Source organism: Rhodanobacter sp. B2A1Ga4 (assembly GCF_018101315.1).
In the GTDB taxonomy this organism is placed as follows: domain Bacteria; phylum Pseudomonadota; class Gammaproteobacteria; order Xanthomonadales; family Rhodanobacteraceae; genus Rhodanobacter; species Rhodanobacter thiooxydans_A.
Genome location: NZ_JADBJR010000001.1, coordinates 144,546 through 160,228, shown reverse-complemented (window position 1 = coordinate 160,228; position 15,683 = coordinate 144,546). Strand labels below are relative to the sequence as shown.

At 67.5% G+C, this 15,683-nt stretch carries 14 protein-coding genes and 1 tRNA gene; 2 read left to right on the top strand and 13 right to left on the bottom strand.

Annotation, left to right across the window (positions count from 1 at the left end; translation table 11 throughout):
- Positions 1 to 72 precede the first annotated feature (72 nt).
- The 5 genes from IMW82_RS00745 to IMW82_RS00725 form a co-directional block, all read right to left on the bottom strand.
- A complete protein-coding gene (locus IMW82_RS00745; protein WP_345777109.1) occupies positions 73 to 606 on the bottom strand; it encodes a PilX N-terminal domain-containing pilus assembly protein in 534 nt (177 codons plus the stop codon).
- 94 nt (positions 607 to 700) lie between these two features.
- Positions 701 to 1,717 (bottom strand): prepilin-type N-terminal cleavage/methylation domain-containing protein, encoded by a 1,017-nt coding sequence (locus tag IMW82_RS00740; protein WP_244754125.1) that lies wholly within the window; start codon positions 1,715 to 1,717, stop codon positions 701 to 703.
- A 38-nt stretch (positions 1,718 to 1,755) separates the two neighbouring features.
- Positions 1,756 to 2,262 carry a type IV pilus modification protein PilV gene (gene pilV, locus IMW82_RS00735; protein WP_244754205.1) on the bottom strand — a complete coding sequence of 169 codons (507 nt, stop codon included), beginning with the start codon at positions 2,260 to 2,262 and terminating at the stop codon, positions 1,756 to 1,758.
- A gap of 20 nt (positions 2,263 to 2,282) precedes the next feature.
- Positions 2,283 to 2,906, bottom strand: a complete 624-nt coding sequence (locus IMW82_RS00730; protein ID WP_211003588.1) for a GspH/FimT family pseudopilin — start codon at positions 2,904 to 2,906, stop codon at positions 2,283 to 2,285.
- A gap of 178 nt (positions 2,907 to 3,084) precedes the next feature.
- Entirely contained in the window at positions 3,085 to 4,956 is a 1,872-nt protein-coding gene (locus tag IMW82_RS00725) for a GGDEF domain-containing protein (protein WP_244754124.1), read from the bottom strand.
- A gap of 266 nt (positions 4,957 to 5,222) precedes the next feature.
- On the opposite strand from IMW82_RS00725, the gene IMW82_RS00720 reads away from it, so the two are divergent.
- Positions 5,223 to 5,298, top strand: a tRNA-Thr gene (locus IMW82_RS00720).
- Positions 5,299 to 5,414: 116 nt separating this feature from the next.
- On the opposite strand, the gene ispH is transcribed toward IMW82_RS00720, so the two are convergent.
- The 5 genes from ispH to murJ form a co-directional block, all read right to left on the bottom strand.
- Entirely contained in the window at positions 5,415 to 6,377 is a 963-nt protein-coding gene (ispH, locus tag IMW82_RS00715) for a 4-hydroxy-3-methylbut-2-enyl diphosphate reductase (protein ID WP_211003587.1), read from the bottom strand.
- A 98-nt stretch (positions 6,378 to 6,475) separates the two neighbouring features.
- The gene (gene lspA / locus IMW82_RS00710; RefSeq protein WP_211003586.1) at positions 6,476 to 6,976 is read right to left on the bottom strand and encodes a signal peptidase II; all 501 of its coding nucleotides are present in this window, start codon (positions 6,974 to 6,976) and stop codon (positions 6,476 to 6,478) included.
- A gap of 159 nt (positions 6,977 to 7,135) precedes the next feature.
- The gene (gene ileS, locus IMW82_RS00705) at positions 7,136 to 9,997 is read right to left on the bottom strand and encodes an isoleucine--tRNA ligase (RefSeq protein WP_211003585.1); all 2,862 of its coding nucleotides are present in this window, start codon (positions 9,995 to 9,997) and stop codon (positions 7,136 to 7,138) included.
- Positions 9,998 to 10,107: 110 nt separating this feature from the next.
- Complete coding sequence (locus tag IMW82_RS00700; protein ID WP_211003584.1) at positions 10,108 to 11,061, bottom strand: bifunctional riboflavin kinase/FAD synthetase; 954 nt, start codon at positions 11,059 to 11,061, stop codon at positions 10,108 to 10,110.
- 38 nt (positions 11,062 to 11,099) lie between these two features.
- Entirely contained in the window at positions 11,100 to 12,710 is a 1,611-nt protein-coding gene (murJ, locus tag IMW82_RS00695) for a murein biosynthesis integral membrane protein MurJ (RefSeq protein ID WP_211003583.1), read from the bottom strand.
- A 220-nt stretch (positions 12,711 to 12,930) separates the two neighbouring features.
- Between murJ and rpsT the strand changes: the two genes are divergently transcribed.
- Positions 12,931 to 13,194 (top strand): 30S ribosomal protein S20, encoded by a 264-nt coding sequence (rpsT, locus tag IMW82_RS00690; protein WP_068097791.1) that lies wholly within the window; start codon positions 12,931 to 12,933, stop codon positions 13,192 to 13,194.
- Between the two features lie 109 nt (positions 13,195 to 13,303).
- Here the strand turns inward: rpsT and IMW82_RS00685 are convergent, their stop codons facing one another.
- Genes IMW82_RS00685 through IMW82_RS00675 form a run of 3 tightly spaced genes read right to left on the bottom strand, consistent with a single transcriptional unit; the run spans position 13,304 to position 15,683 of the window.
- The gene (locus IMW82_RS00685; protein ID WP_211003582.1) at positions 13,304 to 13,606 is read right to left on the bottom strand and encodes a DUF6587 family protein; all 303 of its coding nucleotides are present in this window, start codon (positions 13,604 to 13,606) and stop codon (positions 13,304 to 13,306) included.
- On the bottom strand, positions 13,603 to 15,441 hold the full coding sequence (locus IMW82_RS00680) for a ferrous iron transporter B (protein WP_211003581.1): 1,839 nt from the start codon (positions 15,439 to 15,441) through the stop codon (positions 13,603 to 13,605). Before IMW82_RS00680 ends, IMW82_RS00685 begins: the two co-directional genes overlap by 4 nt.
- The gene (locus IMW82_RS00675) at positions 15,438 to 15,683 is read right to left on the bottom strand and encodes a FeoA family protein (RefSeq protein WP_108471539.1); all 246 of its coding nucleotides are present in this window, start codon (positions 15,681 to 15,683) and stop codon (positions 15,438 to 15,440) included. The genes IMW82_RS00680 and IMW82_RS00675 overlap by 4 nt, the downstream gene beginning before the upstream one ends.

Below are 15,683 nucleotides of genomic sequence, written 5' to 3'. Positions count from 1 at the left end.
GGCGATTCCGCTCCTGGATGGTGCGGCATGGGACGGCCCATGCGCTCTGTCTGTTTGCCGGTGCCTTGCCGATCAGCGCTGCTTGATCATCGCCTGCAGCATCACCACAGCACGGTCGCCGACCACGGCGGGGTCGCCGCTGCGCGCGGTGACGCGGTAGTACACCGCCGTGGTGGATGTCCCCTGCGCGCCGTAGTTCTGCGAGTTGGCGCTCTGGTTGAAACCGGTGCTGGAGGTGGTGTCGACCCAGTTGCCCATGTTCTCCACCACGTACTGCGGCTGGCCGGCAGCAACGCTGCCGACCGTGAACTGCCCCGCCGTGGTGCCGGTGGCCACCGTCTGGATCTTGCCGGTCGGGAAGCCGGGATCGGTGAACGGATTGGCCAGGCACACCACGCTGGCCACCTGGCAGTTGCGCGCGATGACGCCGGGATTGGTGGGAATCAGGGCAGCGGCCGCACGCATGGCCGCCTCGGCGTTCTGGAAGGCGACCTGCCGGTCGTACAGGTTGCTCGCCATCTTCTGCTGCATGATGGTGCCGCGCATGGCGGCCAGCCCGACCAGGGTGATCACCACCAGCAGAATCAGCGCCACCACCAGTGCCACGCCACGCTGGTCGGCAGGGTGTGACCGTGAAAAGCCGCCTCGGCAGCACCGCTGCGTCGTGGACATGGACGGGAACGCAAGAGCACGCTTCATGTCAGTTCACCCGGTTGCGCACGGTGGTGGTGGCGGTAAAAGTGCGCGTCAGCGGCTTGACGTCCGTGCCGGCGCGCTGGTCGGCGCTCTGCAGCGTGAGGGTGACCTGCACGGCATCGACCACGGCCCAGTTGGCGATCGCACTGGCGGTCACGAACGAGGTACCGCCCTTCGCGTGATAGTTGATGACCATGCCGGTGACGTCCCGCACCATTTCCTGCGGCGTGCCGAGGAACAGGTTTTCCTTGGCGTCGGGTGCCGCCAGCGCGACCCGGTACAGGGAGCGCCCCTTGACCGGGTTGTTGCCGATGTACCAGTCGGCAGCGCCCAGCTTGGCGATCTGCGAGTTGTTGCCGAACTGGTAGAGGTTGCCGTTGGTGCTGCTGCAATCGCTGGGGTAGCCCAGACCCTTCGAGCAGTTGCCTGGATTGACCGTGTTGCCGGTGTTGTGCACGAAGGTGACGGTGCTGTTGTTGTAGTTGCTGATCTGCACCATCACCGCGTGGTCGGGATCGCACACGATGACGATGTCGCCGGACTGCAGGTCGCTGGTCTTGTCGTTGAGCTTGAAGTTCGCCGCCGGCTCCTTGTCTTCGGCCACGCTCAGGCCCGAGTCGATGGCGCCGAGAACCTGCACCGAATCGGTGCCGGCAACCCGTTGACCCACGGCGGTGCCGAACACGCTTCCGCTTGCCGGATCGCCCTGGTTGCCGCTGTAGCCGTGCACGGCGTTGGCCCAGTTGGCCCACCAGTCGGTAGCGCTGTTGTTGAGCACGTTGGCCATGCGGTCGCCGTTGTTGCACGGGTTGAGCCCGGCATTGCGGATGTCGCGCGCCATCAGCTCGAACGCGATGCGCGAACTGCCCTGCACGTCGCCGAGCGCCTGGTTGGTACGGTAGGTGCGCTGGTTGGCCAGGAACACGCTGATCACGCCACCCACGACGATCAGGCCCAGCAGCATCGCGACCATCAGTTCGATCAGGGTGAAGCCGGTCGGCGGCTTCGCCAGGCGAGGCATGCGGCTGCCCCTGTCACGGTGGATCGTGGAATGGCCGCTCATAGCATCGCCCTGGTGACGACTTGCTGATTGCTGGTGCCACCCACGCCCGCGCGGCTGTCATCGAACGTGATGGTGATGGTGCAATCGGCACTGGCCGTGCCGACGGCCGTACAGGCGATGTTGCCGGTGGTGCTGGCGACCGCGCCCAGGCTCTTGTTGCCGAGCTGGCTGGTGCACCACTGGTAGATCTGCGCACTGGCCAGGGTTCCGCTCGTTCCCGCCGGGCACGCACTGGCCGTGACCGTGCTGTTGTAATCCCCGTTCCTGGCGCTGCCGATGTCTGCACGCATGGCATCCAGGATCGAGTAGCTGGCAATCGTGGCCATGCTGCGCGCCATCGCGCTGTTGTTGGTGGAGAGCGACATGGCCTGCAGCGCGGCGATGCCGAGGAAGGCGACGGACAGCACCAGCACGGCCACCAGCACCTCGATCAGGCCGACGCCGGACTGGCTGCGCCGATGGCTGGCCCGCCACGCAGCCGGGCATGCGCACACCGCTGACATGGCCGGAACGGGATGGTTGGTCATGGGCAGGCTCCGGAGCTGGTGGTGGTCACCAGGATCGAGCCGGCCGTCATCGTGATCACGCGATGGTTGTCGCTGCTCATCTGGCTGGTGCAGATATCGGCCACCGTGCCGCTGAAGGGGCTCGTGGTGCCGGTGGCCTGCCCCAATCCCTGCCCACCGAAGCGGATCGCCTTGAGGTTGCCGGACAGCTGCACGGCCCCGGCGATGCCGGTCGTGCCGGACAGCACCGGAGAGGGATTGGCACCGGCCATGGCATAGACCGCACCGACCTCGGTGCCACACTGCGCACCCAGTACATCGGCGGTATTGACGCTGGCCGAGTCGCTGCACAGCTGGGTGTTCGCATTGCGCTTGACCGCCTCCATCCGCGCGACGTTGAGCGCATTGACGATGTCATTGGCGGTGGTGGTGAGCTTGCTGGAAAGCGTGATGCTCTTGAAGCTCGGCACCGCGATCACGATCAGCACCACCGCCACGGCCATGGTGATCAGCAGCTCGACCAGGGTGAAGCCGCGCTCGCGCCGCAAAACCGTCCCAGCCACCCACGAACGGCCGCCGGCGTTTCCCGGCGCGCGCACCCGGATCAACGAGACGCCTCGCTGATGCGACAAGACTTGCATGGAATTCTCCCTGATGCCCCTGCCGGCAGGGTACCCATCCGCCACGCCCCGGCCAGCCCCCAGCCGACGGGCGGTAGAAATTGCCCGACGAGCGGCGGGGGACGGCAACAGAAAGGTGATCAGGGTCACGGGCCGGCAGCCACGTGCACGCGGCTGCGCCGTGGCGATTACCGGTTCGCTAGAGAGCCGCCTCGATCCGGTTCCTGCCGTTGTCCTTGGCGTGGTAAAGCGCCGCGTCGGCGCGCCGCACCAGGGAGGCCGCTCCCGTCTCGGTGGGCCGTAGCTGGGCCACACCGAGGCTGATCGAGAGCTGCAGTTCGACGCCGGCGACCACCGGCCGCGCGGCGGCCACGCAGGCACGCAGGCGCTCGGCCACCTGCAGGCCGCCTTCGAGATCGGTGTCCGGCAACACCACCAGGAACTCCTCGCCGCCCATCCGGCCGAGTCGGTCGTGCTGGCGCAGCGCATCCAGGCAGACATGCACCAGCTGTTCCAGCGCCTGGTCGCCGGCCGGGTGGCCATGGCTGTCGTTGACGTGCTTGAAGTGGTCGATATCGAGCATGATCACGGCCAGCTCGCTTTGGGTACGACGGGCCACATCGACGGCCGCGTGCAGCATGTCTTCGATATGGCGGCGATTGGAGATGCCGGTCAGCGGGTCGGTGAGTGCCAGCTGGTGCAGGCGGCGGCTCTGGCGCAACTGCCGCCACGCCAGCCAGAGCATCAGCAACAGCAGCACCCCGGCAAGCAGGATGGCCAGGCTTTGCCAGCGGCGAATGCGCTCCAGCGTGGCCAGTTGCTGTTCCCTGAGCACCTTGTCGGCAGCCAGCTTGCGGTTCTCCAGCTCGCGTCGTTCGGTATCGAACTGGTAGCTCATCAAGGTGGTCAGCTGGGTCTTGGCCATGCGTGCCAGTGCGGCATCGGCCTTCATCTTCAGCCTGAGGTCGGCCAGCGCAGCCGCCGGCTTGCCCAATGCCTCCTGGTTCCTGGAACGCTGGTCGTACAGCTCGGCCAGGTAACGCATGTTGCGGCTGCTCCTGACGTTCGCCTCGGCAAGATCGAACTCGCGCGCAGCCAGCTCATGCTGGCCCAGGCCCGCGTGCGCCACGGCCGACTGCAGGGCCAGCATGCCGGCGCTGGACTTGTCCGCGACGGCCTGGAACTCAGCCGCGGCGCCCTCCACCTGCTGCAGGGCCTCGGCGTAACGCTGCCGGGCATTGCTGCTCTCCGCCAAAGCCAGCAGGGCGGAGCCAACGCTTTGCCGCGAACCGGTCTCGCGGGCCAGCGCCAGCGCCTGCTGCAGGGGAGCGACGGCGCCCGCGGGATCACCCCGTTCGGTCGCCAGGAAGCCCAGCTGCATGTCGACCACCATCTGCTCCTGCCTGTCCTGCTTGCGCTGCGCCGACGCCATCGACTGCTGCAGATAGTCGCCGGCCTTGTCGTATTCGCCCAGTCGTCGGTAGATGGTGGCAATGCTGATGAGGTTGGATTGCGCCGCCGTCGTATTGCCCACGGCTTCATACAGGCGCTGCGCCTCCAGGAAATCGAACAGCGCCTTCGCCTGCTCGCCCAGCAGCGACTGGGCACTGCCGCGCCAGGTCAGTCCATCGGCGATCAGGCGGGGGTTTTCCAGGTGTCGGGCAATCTGGATGCCGGCTTCATACGCCGGCAGGGCATCACGTTCCGTGGTGACCTGGCTCTGGTAGAGGCCGTGGCACATCTGGAAGTTGGCTTCCGCCTCCAGGTCACCCGCCTGCCGGGCCTGCTCGACGCCGCGAGTCGCATAGGCGTAGCCGGCGTTGACGTCGTTGTCGAACGCCAGGAAGCAGTACATGTACTCGTACTGGCGCTGTCGGTGCGCGTCATCGGGCGGCAACAGGGTGTGCAGGCGATCCAGGGCCTGCTCGACCGCCGCCCGGGTGTTGAGGGGGATATCGCCGTTATCCAGTTCCCGGATGAGCTGGTCGAACGCCGCCGTGTCGCGCACCGAAACTTGCGCTGCCGGCCCGGCATGCGCATACGGCATCACCACCAGCAGCAACGCGAGCAAACCTGGCAAACCGCGGAATAGTCCGGACAACACGCCCCCCAAAGAAAGTCAATTCAGACTCTCCATGTCCGCTCGGCCCAAACCGTCATCTCGTTATCGGCCGTGCCACGGAAAACCTGAGCAGACACGATCACGCTTGCGCAGCCGCCCCCCGGCGGCAGTCGAACGCAAGGCCGGCACCATCCTCTCACGGCTGCGCGACGTCGCAAATGCCGTCATCGTCGCTTGCGCCGTCGCGGTGCGGCCCGTAGAATCCGCGGTTCTCCGCCGGAGTAGCTCAGTTGGTAGAGCACGTCATTCGTAATGATGGGGTCGTAGGTTCGATTCCTATCTCCGGCACCAGTTGACGCAGCAATAAAAGGCCCCGGAAAGCCATGCTTTCCGGGGCTTTTGTCGTGTCGATGATGCCGGCGCGACCGTGCATCGCCACCGGTTGCCGCGTTCCGTTGCCCGCTGGACTACAGGCTGGCCGAGCCGTTGCCGCCGACCACGCGCAGCTCTTTCGGCAAGGCGAAGGTGATGTTCTCCGGCTCGCCGTCCAGCTCGCGCACGTCACCGGCGCCCCACGACTGCAGGCGGGCGATCACGTCGCGCACCAGTTTTTCGGGGGCCGAGGCGCCGGCGGTGAGGCCGATGCGGCTCACGCCGTCGAGCCAGCTGCGTTCGATGTGCTCGGCGCCGTCGATCAGGAACGAGCGCACGCCCTGCTTCTCGGCCAGCTCGCGCAGGCGGTTGGAGTTGGAACTGTTGACCGAACCGACCACCAGCATCAGGTCGACCGCATCGGCCAGTCGGCGCACCGCATCCTGGCGGTTCTGCGTGGCGTAGCAGATGTCATCCTTGCGCGGCCCCTCGATGTCGGGGAACTTCGCGCGCAGCGCCGCGATGATCGCCTTGGTGTCGTCCACCGACAGCGTGGTCTGGGTGACGTAGGACAGTTCGTGCGGAAACTTCGGGGCAAGCTGCCCGACCGATTCCAGCGACTCGACCAGCAGGATTTCGCCGATGTTGCCCGGGTTCCACTGCCCCATCGTGCCTTCGACTTCCGGATGCCCGGCGTGGCCGACCAGCACCACGCTGCGGCCGATGCGCCCGAGCCGCGCGACTTCCATATGCACCTTGGTGACCAGCGGACAGGTGGCGTCGAACACCTTGAGATGCCGCTGCCCGGCCTCCTCGCGCACCGCCTGCGATACGCCGTGGGCGCTGAAGATCACGGTGGCGCCATCGGGCACTTCGTGCAGTTCCTCGACGAACACCGCGCCGTCGGCACGCAGCTTGTCGACCACGTAGCGGTTGTGCACCACCTCATGCCGCACGTAGATCGGCGCGCCATAGGATTCCAGCGCGCGCTCGACGATGGCGATGGCGCGATCGACGCCGGCACAGAAACCGCGGGGATTGGCGAGCAGGATGTCCAAGCTGACCTCGATTCGGAGTCCTGTAGGAGCCCGCTGGCAGGCGATGCTTTCAATTCAGCAGCATCGCCCGCCAGCGGGCTTCTACATCAAGAACGCGATTATCGCACGCCGTCCCCGGGCTTGCCGGTGAACAGGCCGAACACGATCAGCATCACGGCGCCGACGGTAATGCCGCAATCGGCGATGTTGAACACCGGGTAATTCCACTGGCGGAAATACACGTGGATGAAATCGGTGACCTGGGCCGCGTGCAGGCGGTCGATCAGGTTGCCGATCGCGCCGCCCACGATCAGCGCGAGCGGCAGCGCGGTGCGCCAGTCGCGCCGCGGCGTGCGTCGCAACCAGCCCACCAGCACGGCGCTGATCACCACCGCCAGCAGCACGAAGAACCAGCGCTGCCAGCCGGCACCGCTGGCCAGGAAACTGAACGCGGCTCCGGTATTGAACGCCAGCGTCCAGTTCAGGAAACCGGGGATCACCGGATGCGACACGCCCATCGGCTGCAGCGCATGCACCGCCCACCACTTGCTGAGCTGGTCGAGCGCGATGACGGCGGCGGAAAGCCAGAGCCAGGAGAGTGCGTTGGGTTTCGGTGACATGGGTTCGGGGACTCGGTCGTGGCAGGCTTTTGACTCCTCCTGCGACGCAGGGGGAGGTCGGAGGGGCCGCTTTTGACCTTGAGAGATCAGATCAAGAGCCTACCCCTCCCCAGCCCTCCCCTGCTTTGCAGGGGAGGGAGACAAGCGGGGCTTCGCAAATCAGAACCAGCGGCGATGCTCGCCGGGACCTTCGATGTTGCTGATGCAGCGGCTGCACAGTTCGGGATGATCGGCGTGGCTGCCCACGTCGTCGCGGCGGTGCCAGCAGCGCACGCACTTGGCGGCACTGCTGACGTCGGCACGGACCCAGGCTTCGGCACCATCCAGCTCCACCTTCACCGCATCGTCCGCGCGCGATGTCGACGGCGCCAGGGTGAAGTCGGAGGTGATGAAGAAGAAGCGCAGTTCGTCGGCGACTTCAGCGTAGCGCGACTGGATCGCGGCATCGGCGTGAACCACCAGCTTCGCTTCCAGCGCCGCGCCGATGCGCTCGGCCTTGCGCATGCCTTCAAGCACGCGCGCAGCGGTGTCGCGGATCGCCAGCAGGTCGGCCCACCAGCGCCGCTGTTCCGGTGCAGCCTGGGTGGCGGCGAGGCCGTCGTACCAGGTTTCGAACAGCACGCTGTCGCCACGCTCGCCCGGCATCGCCTGCCAGATTTCCTCGGCGGTGAAGCTGAGGATCGGCGCCAGCCAGCGCACCAGCGCCTCGGCGATGCGGTACATCGCGCTCTGTGCGCTGCGCCGGCCGCGGCTGTCGGTCGGCATGGTGTAGAGCCGGTCCTTGGTGATGTCCAGGTACAGCGCGCCCAGTTCGTTGGTGCAGAAATTCTGGATGCGCGACACTACTTCTGGATAGTCGTAACGCTCGTATGCCGCGGTGACGACCTGCTGCACGTCATACGCCTGCTGCACCGCCCACTGGTCGAGCAGCACGCTGTCTTCCACTGGCAGCAGGTGTTTCGCCGGGTCGAAGCCGTCGAGGTTGCCGAGCAGGAAGCGTGCGGTGTTGCGGATGCGGCGGTACGCATCGGAGACGCGCTTGAGGATCTCGTCGGAAACAGTCATCTCGTTGCGGTAATCGGCCGAGGCCACCCACAGGCGCAGCACGTCGGCGCCCAAGGTGTCCATCACCTTCTGCGGTGCCACCACGTTGCCCAGCGACTTGGACATCTTGCGGCCGTTCGCGTCCACCGCGAAGCCGTGGGTGAGCACTTCGTCGTAGGGCGCGCGGCCGTGGATCGCCGACGAGGTCAGCAGCGACGACTGGAACCAGCCGCGATGCTGGTCGGAGCCTTCCAGGTACATCACCTTGTAGTGCGACGCCCTGCCCTGCTGCAGTTCCGGGCGCTGGCCGATCACCGCAAAATGGGTGACGCCGGAATCGAACCAGACGTCCAGCACGTCGGTGACCTTCTCATAGTCGCCCGCGTCCGCGCCGAGCAGCTCGGCCGCGTCCAGCGTGAACCAGGCGTCGATGCCGCCCTGCTCCACCTTCTTCGCGACCTGCTCCAGCAACTCGACGGAATCCGGGTGCGGTTCCTGCGTGGCCTTGTGCACGAACAGCGCGATCGGCACGCCCCAGGTGCGCTGGCGCGAGATGCACCAGTCCGGCCGCCCGGCGACCATGCCGGCGATGCGCTCCTCGCCCCAGCCCGGCACCCAGCGCACGGCCTTGATCGAGGTCAGCGCGGTCTCACGCAGCTGCGCCTGCTCCATCGAGATGAACCACTGCGGCGTGGTGCGGTAGATCACCGGCGTCTTGTGCCGCCAGCAGTTCGGGTAGCTGTGCTCTATCTTCGCGAACGCCAGCAGCACGCCGCGTCGACGCAGCAGCTCGACGATGGCGTCGTTCGCCTTCCAGATATGCATCCCGGCCAGTTCGAGGCCGTCGGCCGCGGGGGTATCGGCGCGATAGGCACCATGCGACCCGATGTAGTTGAGCAGGCCGATGCCGTACTCGCGCGCCACCACGAAATCCTCGACGCCGTGGTCGGGCGAGGTATGCACCGCGCCGGTGCCGTCCTCGGCGCTGACGTGCTCGCCGAGGATCACCGGCACCTCGCGCGGGTAAAACGGATGGTGCAGCTTCAGACCTTCCAGCGCCCTGCCTTCGACATGGCCCAGCACAGCCGCCTGCTCCAGCCCGTAACGCTGCGCCGCCTTGTCGACCAGCGCGCTGGCGACAACGAGCAGCACGCGCCTGTCATCGCGCGACGGGCCTTCGATCAGCGCGTATTCCAGATCGGCGCCGAGCGATACCGCCTGGCTTTCCGGCAGGGTCCACGGCGTGGTGGTCCAGATCGGGATGGCGACGATGGCGTCGCCGGAGTCCACACCGAACTTCGCCGCCAGCGCTTTCGGCTCGACCGCGTCATACGCCACGTCGACCGCCGGCGAGACCTTGTCGCCGTATTCGATCTCCGCCTCGGCCAGCGCCGAGGCGCAGTCGAAGCACCAGTGCACCGGCTTGGCGCCGCGCACCACGTGGCCGTTGGAAACGATGCGCGCCAGCGCGCGCAGCATGTCGGCCTCGAAGCGGAAATCCATCGAGCGGTACGGGTGGTCCCAGTCGCCGAGCACGCCGAGCCGCTTGAAGTCGGTGCGCTGGGTGTCGACCTGCTCGGCCGCGTATTCGCGACATTTTTGCCGGAACGCGGCGGCATCGAGCTTCTCGCCCGGCTTGCCGTACTTCTTCTCCACCGCGATCTCGATCGGCAGGCCGTGGCAGTCCCAGCCCGGCACGTACGGCGCGCGCTGGCCGGCCAGCAGCTTGGACTTGACCACCATGTCCTTGAGGATCTTGTTGACCGCGTGGCCGATGTGGATCGGGCCATTCGCGTACGGCGGGCCGTCGTGCAGCACGAACACACTGTCGCGATGCGCGGTCTTCTGCTGGATCTGCGCATAGCGGCCGATCCGCTCCCACTCCTCCAGCCAGCCGGGTTCGCGTTTCGGCAAGTCGCCGCGCATGGGAAACGCCGTCTGCGGCAGGTTGATCGTGCTTTTGTAATCGTGGGTCATTGCGTGGATGCCGTCACTGAGGTGTTGCCGCCCGCCAGATGGCAGGCAAAGAAGGGAAAGTTAGTCGATTTCGACCCGTGCCGTAATGCCCGCGTCCGCAGCACAGGCCCTCACGCCTCGGCCAGTCGCGGGTTCATGCCCAGCAGCTCGCGCGCCCGGCGCGCGTCCAGCGCCATCTGCGCCTTGAGCGGTTCCAGGCCGTCGAACTTCTGCTCGTCGCGCAGCTTGGCGACGAACTGCACCGCCATGCGCTGGCCGTACAGGTCGCCCTCGAAATCGAACAGGTGCACTTCCAGCAGCGGCTGGCTGACCTCGTTCACGGTGGGGCGCACGCCGAGGCTGGCCACGCCCGGCCAGCTGCATTCGCCCTCGCCCAGGCCCACGCGCACCGCGAAGATGCCCTGGATCGGGCTGACCCGCTGCGACAGGTGGATGTTGGCGGTGGGATAGCCCAGCGTGCGGCCAAGCTGGTTGCCGTACTCCACCTTGCCCTCGATCACGAACGGCCGGCCCAGCAGTGGCTCGGCCCCGGCGAACTCGCCGGCGGCGAGCAAGGCGCGCACCCGGCTGGCCGAAACGCGGGTGCCGTCGAGCTGGATCGCCGGCATGGTGCAGGCGCTGAAGCCGAGCTGCGCACCCATCCGCTCCAGCAGTGCCACGTCGCCGCCACGCTGGTGGCCGAAGCGGAAATCGCCGCCCACCCAGACCTCGCGCACGGCGAGCCGTTCGACCAGCACGCGTTGCACGAACGCCTCGGCCGACATCGCGGTCAGCGCCCGGTTGAAGCGCAATAGCAAGGTGTGCTCCATGCCGGCGGCAGCGAAACCGCGCAGCTTCTCGCGCACACTGGACAGCCGCGGCACCGGTTCCGGCGAGAAGAACGCGCGCGGCAGCGGCTCGAAGCTCACCACCGCCGGGCTGCAGCCGAGCGCCTGCGCGCGCTCGCACACCTGGGTCAATAGCGCCTGGTGGCCGCGGTGCAGGCCGTCGAACGCGCCGATCGCGATCACGCTGCCGCGCGGCGCCAGGCAGAGGCCTGCGACATCCCGGGAAAGTCTCATCATCGCGTGAGTATAACGGTCAGGCGGGTTGCGATAAGGCCTCACGCACCACGCAGGTCGCGCAGGCGGAAGCCGCCGGCAAACAGCACGGCCACATAACTGGCTCCGCCCACCAGCACCAGCACGGCCAGATGCCACAAGCGGGTCAGCACCGGCACCCCGTGGGTCCAGTTCGGCCACAGCCAGCGACCGAGCAACAGCACCGCCACCATCACCGTGCAGGCCGCGGCCAGCCGCAGCAGGTGCCGCGACCAGCCCGGCTGGCGCTGGTACACGCCGGACTTCTTCAGCCAGTGCCACAGCAGCCACAGGTTCACGTAGGCGGCCACCGCGCTGGCCATGCCCAGCGCCATGTGCAGGCCCGGCAAGCGGGCCAGGCCGTCCAGCCATGCCAGTTGCTTCAGCTCGGCCGGCGCCCACAGCTCGAACAGCAGCGCCAGGAACACCACGTTCAGCAGCATGTTGGTCAGCAGCGAGGCCACCGCCGCGCGTACCGGGGTGCGCGTGTCCTGGCGCGCGTAGAAAGCCGGCAGCAGCACCTTCACCAGCGCGAACGCGGGCAGGCCGAAACTCAGCGCGGTAATCGACAGCGTCGCCATGTGGGTGTCGTGCGCGCTCCAGTGGCCGTGCTGGAACAACGTGGCCACCAGCGGCCCGGCCAGCAGCATCAGCGCAAACATCGCCGGCACCGCGATCAGCAGGGTGACGCGCAAGCCCCAGTCCAGCGCACGCGAGAAGCCGGCCCTGTCGGTGCTGACATGATGGCGCGACAGCGACGGCAGAATCACCGTGCCCAGCGCCACGCCGAACACGCCCAGCGGCAGTTCCAGGAACCGGTCCGCCTGCGACAGCCAGCTCTGCGAGCCGACCACCAGCAGCGAGGCGATCACCGTATCGAACAGCAGGTTGATCTGCGCCACGGAGGAGCCGAACAGGGTCGGCACCATCAGCCGCATGATCCGGCGCACCTCGGGATGGCTCCAGCCCCAGCGCGGCAAGGTCAGCAGGTCCAGCCCGCGCAGCGCCGGCAACTGGAACAGCAACTGCAGGATGCCGGCCGCAAGGATCGCCCAGCCCATCGCCATGATCGGCGTCTGCAGCCGCTTCGACAGCCACAGCGCGCCGGCGATCATGCACAGGTTGAGGATCACCGGGGTCAGCGCCGGCAGCCCGAAGCGATGGAAACTGTTCAGCGCACCGCCGGACAAGGCGGTCAGCGAGACGAACAGCAGGAACGGGAAGGTCAGCCGCAGCAGCTCGACGGTCAGCTCGAACTTGCGCGGCTCGTCGATCGCGCCGGGCGAGAACAGCACGGTCACCTGCGGCGCGAAGATGATGCCCAGCGCGGTGATCAGCAGCAGCACACCACCCAGCGTGCCCGATACCCGCGCCATCAGCTCCTTCAACTGCGCATGCGTGCCCTTTTCCTTCACTTCCGTGAAAACCGGCACGAAGGCGGTGGAGAACGAACCCTCGGCGAACAGCCGACGCATGAAGTTGGGAATGCGGAATGCCACCCAGAACGCGTCAGTGGCGCCATTGGCGCCGAACGCGGCGTTGATCGACATGTCGCGCACCAGGCCGAGCACCCGCGAAACCATCGTCATGCTGCTGAACGAGAGCAGCCCGCGGAGCATGCTGGGGGACTTCATGGGGCGGTTCGTTACCTTCGGCGTCGATCACGCGGGGCGCGTAGTTTGACAGCCCGCGCGGGCAGGATGACAGCGCGGATATGGCAGAATACCGGCACGACCACGGCCGCGCGCCGGCGCCAGCTCCCGGCACGGCCGCCTAAATGATTGACGCAACGGCGAATCGACCGCATAATTGGCGTCTTTTTCCACCCTCAACCCTGCATTCCGGAGTTCTACCTTGGCCAACATCAAGTCCGCGAAGAAGCGCGCGCGCCAGTCCGAACAGCGCCGTCTGCGCAACATCAGCGCCCGCTCCATGGTCCGTACCGCCCTGAAGAAGGTCGTCAAGGCCATCGAGGCCAAGGACAAGGCCGGCGCCGTCGCCGCGTTCACCGCCGCGCAGCCGGTGATGGATCGCTACGCCGCCCGCGGCCTGATCCACAAGAACAAGGCCGCCCGCCACAAGAGCCGACTCAACGCGAAGATCCGCGAACTGGCGTAAGCCGGGGCGCGACCCGCGTGGTACGCAAAAAGCCGGCGCAAGCCGGCTTTTTTCATGTTCCGCTTTTGCTCCCTCCCCCTGCTTGCAGGGGAGGAGCTGAAGCTGGCCCTCACCGGCGCGGGCGGAACTCCAGCGGCATCGGCTCGCCGGATCGAGCCGCGGCCGGCGGCTTGGGGCCACAGGCGCCGCAGGTGCTGCAGCCGTCGCTGCAGTCGCCGGTGGCCTCGGTCGGTTGCAGGCGCCGGCCGAAAGCCCGCACCAGCGCGCCGCGGCCGGGCCGGCTGAAGTGGATGGACGCGGCGGCCAGCCAGCGGTTGGTCGTTTTCCGCGCCAGCTTGCGCAACACGATCCACACGCTGGCCAGCACGATCAGCCCGACCACCACGTACTGCAGCAGCAGGCCGGTGCTCATGTCAGTGCCCTCGTCACCTGGTAGACCACGAACGACGCGGTGTAGGCCATCACGAACATGTAGCCGAACGAGATCGCCACGTTGCGCCAGGAATCGGTCTCGCGCTTGATGATCGCCAGGGTGGACATGCACTGCGGCGCATACGCGAACCACACCAGCAGCGACAACGCGCTGGCCAGCGGGATCTGCCCGGCCAGCGCGTGGCCCAGCCCGCCGGGTGCCTCGCCGCCGACCAGGTAGACGGTGGCCAGCGCCGCCACCGCCGTCTCCCGCGCGGCGAACGCGGGGATCAGTGCCAGGCTGATCTGCCAGTTGAAACCGATCGGCGCAAAGATGTACTGCAGGCCGCGTCCGATGTAGCCGGCAAAGCTGTAGTTGATGGCCGGCTCCGTCGCACCGGCGGGCGGCGACGGGAACGTGGACAGGAACCACATCAGCACGGTCAGCCCGAGGATCACGCCGGTCAGCCGCTTCAGGAAAATTCCGCCGCGCTCGTACAGCCCGATCGCCACGTCGCGCAGCTTGGGCATGCGGTACGACGGCAGTTCCATCAGCAGCGCGTGCTCGCTCTTGTCGCGGCGCAAGTGTTTCATCACCCAGCCCACCAGCATCGCGCCGAGGATGCCGGCCAGGTACAGCGCGAACAGCACCACGCCCTGCAGGTTGAACACGCCGAACACGTAGCGAACGGGAATGAACGCACCGATCAGCAGCGCGTACACCGGCAACCGCGCCGAGCAGGTCATCAGCGGGGCGATCAGGATGGTGGCCAGGCGATCGCGTGGATCCTGGATGCTGCGCGTACCCATGATGCCGGGGATCGCGCAGGCGAAGCTCGACAGCAGCGGGATGAACGAGCGCCCGGTCAGCCCCACCGACAGCATCAGGCGGTCGAGCAGGAACGCCGCGCGCGGCAGGTAGCCGGACTCCTCCAGCGTGAGGATGAACAGGAACAGCACCAGGATCACCGGCAGAAAACCCAGCACCGTGCCGATGCCACCGAACAGGCCGTTGACCACCAGGCTCTGCAGCGGCCCGGCCGGCATCAGCGCGGCGACCTGCTCGCCCATACAGCCGAAGCCGCCGCCGATCAGGTCGCTCATCGGCTTGCCGGCGGCATACACCGCCTGGAACACCAGGAACATCACCACCGCCAGGATCGCCAGCCCGAACACCGGATGCAGCGTCCAGCGATCCAGCGCATCGTCGAGCGCCGCGGTGGTGCGCGGCATCGTCACCGTCGCTGCCAGCAGCTCGCGCACCTGCGCGTGCAGGTCGGCGCGGCTGGCCGCGTCGTCCGGCTGCACCGGCGCCGCCGGCGGCACCTCGCCGTCGACCCGCTCGATCAGTGCCCGTGCGCCACCTCGCCGCACCGCCACCGTCTCCACCACCGGCAGGCCCAGCCGGCGCGAGAGCTCCGGTACGTCGATCGCGATGCCGCGCGAGCGCGCGGTGTCCATCATGTTCAGCGCCAGCACCACCGGCCGGCCGAGGCGCTTCACCTCCAGCACGAAGCGCAGGTGCAGGCGCAGGTTGGTGGCGTCGGCCACGCACACGATCAGGTCCGGCGGCGCCTCGCCCGGGTAATTGCCGGCGCAGACGTCGCGGGTGATCTGCTCGTCCGGGCTGTTGGCGTCGAAGCTGTAGGCGCCGGGCAGGTCGAGGATCTGCAGCACCCGGCCGGACGGCGCGGTGAAGCGGCCCTCCTTGCGCTCCACCGTGACGCCGGCGTAGTTCGCCACCTTCTGGCGGCCGCCAGTGAGCAGGTTGAACAGCGCCGTCTTGCCGCAGTTCGGATTGCCGACCAGGGCGATGCGCAGGGTCGATGCGCTCATGCGGCTACCTCGCTGCGCACGCTGACCCTGGCCGCCTCGGCGCGGCGCAGCGCGAAGCGGGTGAAGCCGATCTGGATCAGCAGCGGGTCGCCGCCCATCGGCCCCACCGCCACCACCCGCACCGGCTCGCCGTCGACGAAGCCGAGGTCGCGCAGGCGTTGCGCGATCGGATCGGCCGCATGCGCATCGTCGACGCGGTCGACCACGGCGAGGGCACCCTTGGGCAGATCGGACAGACGCAC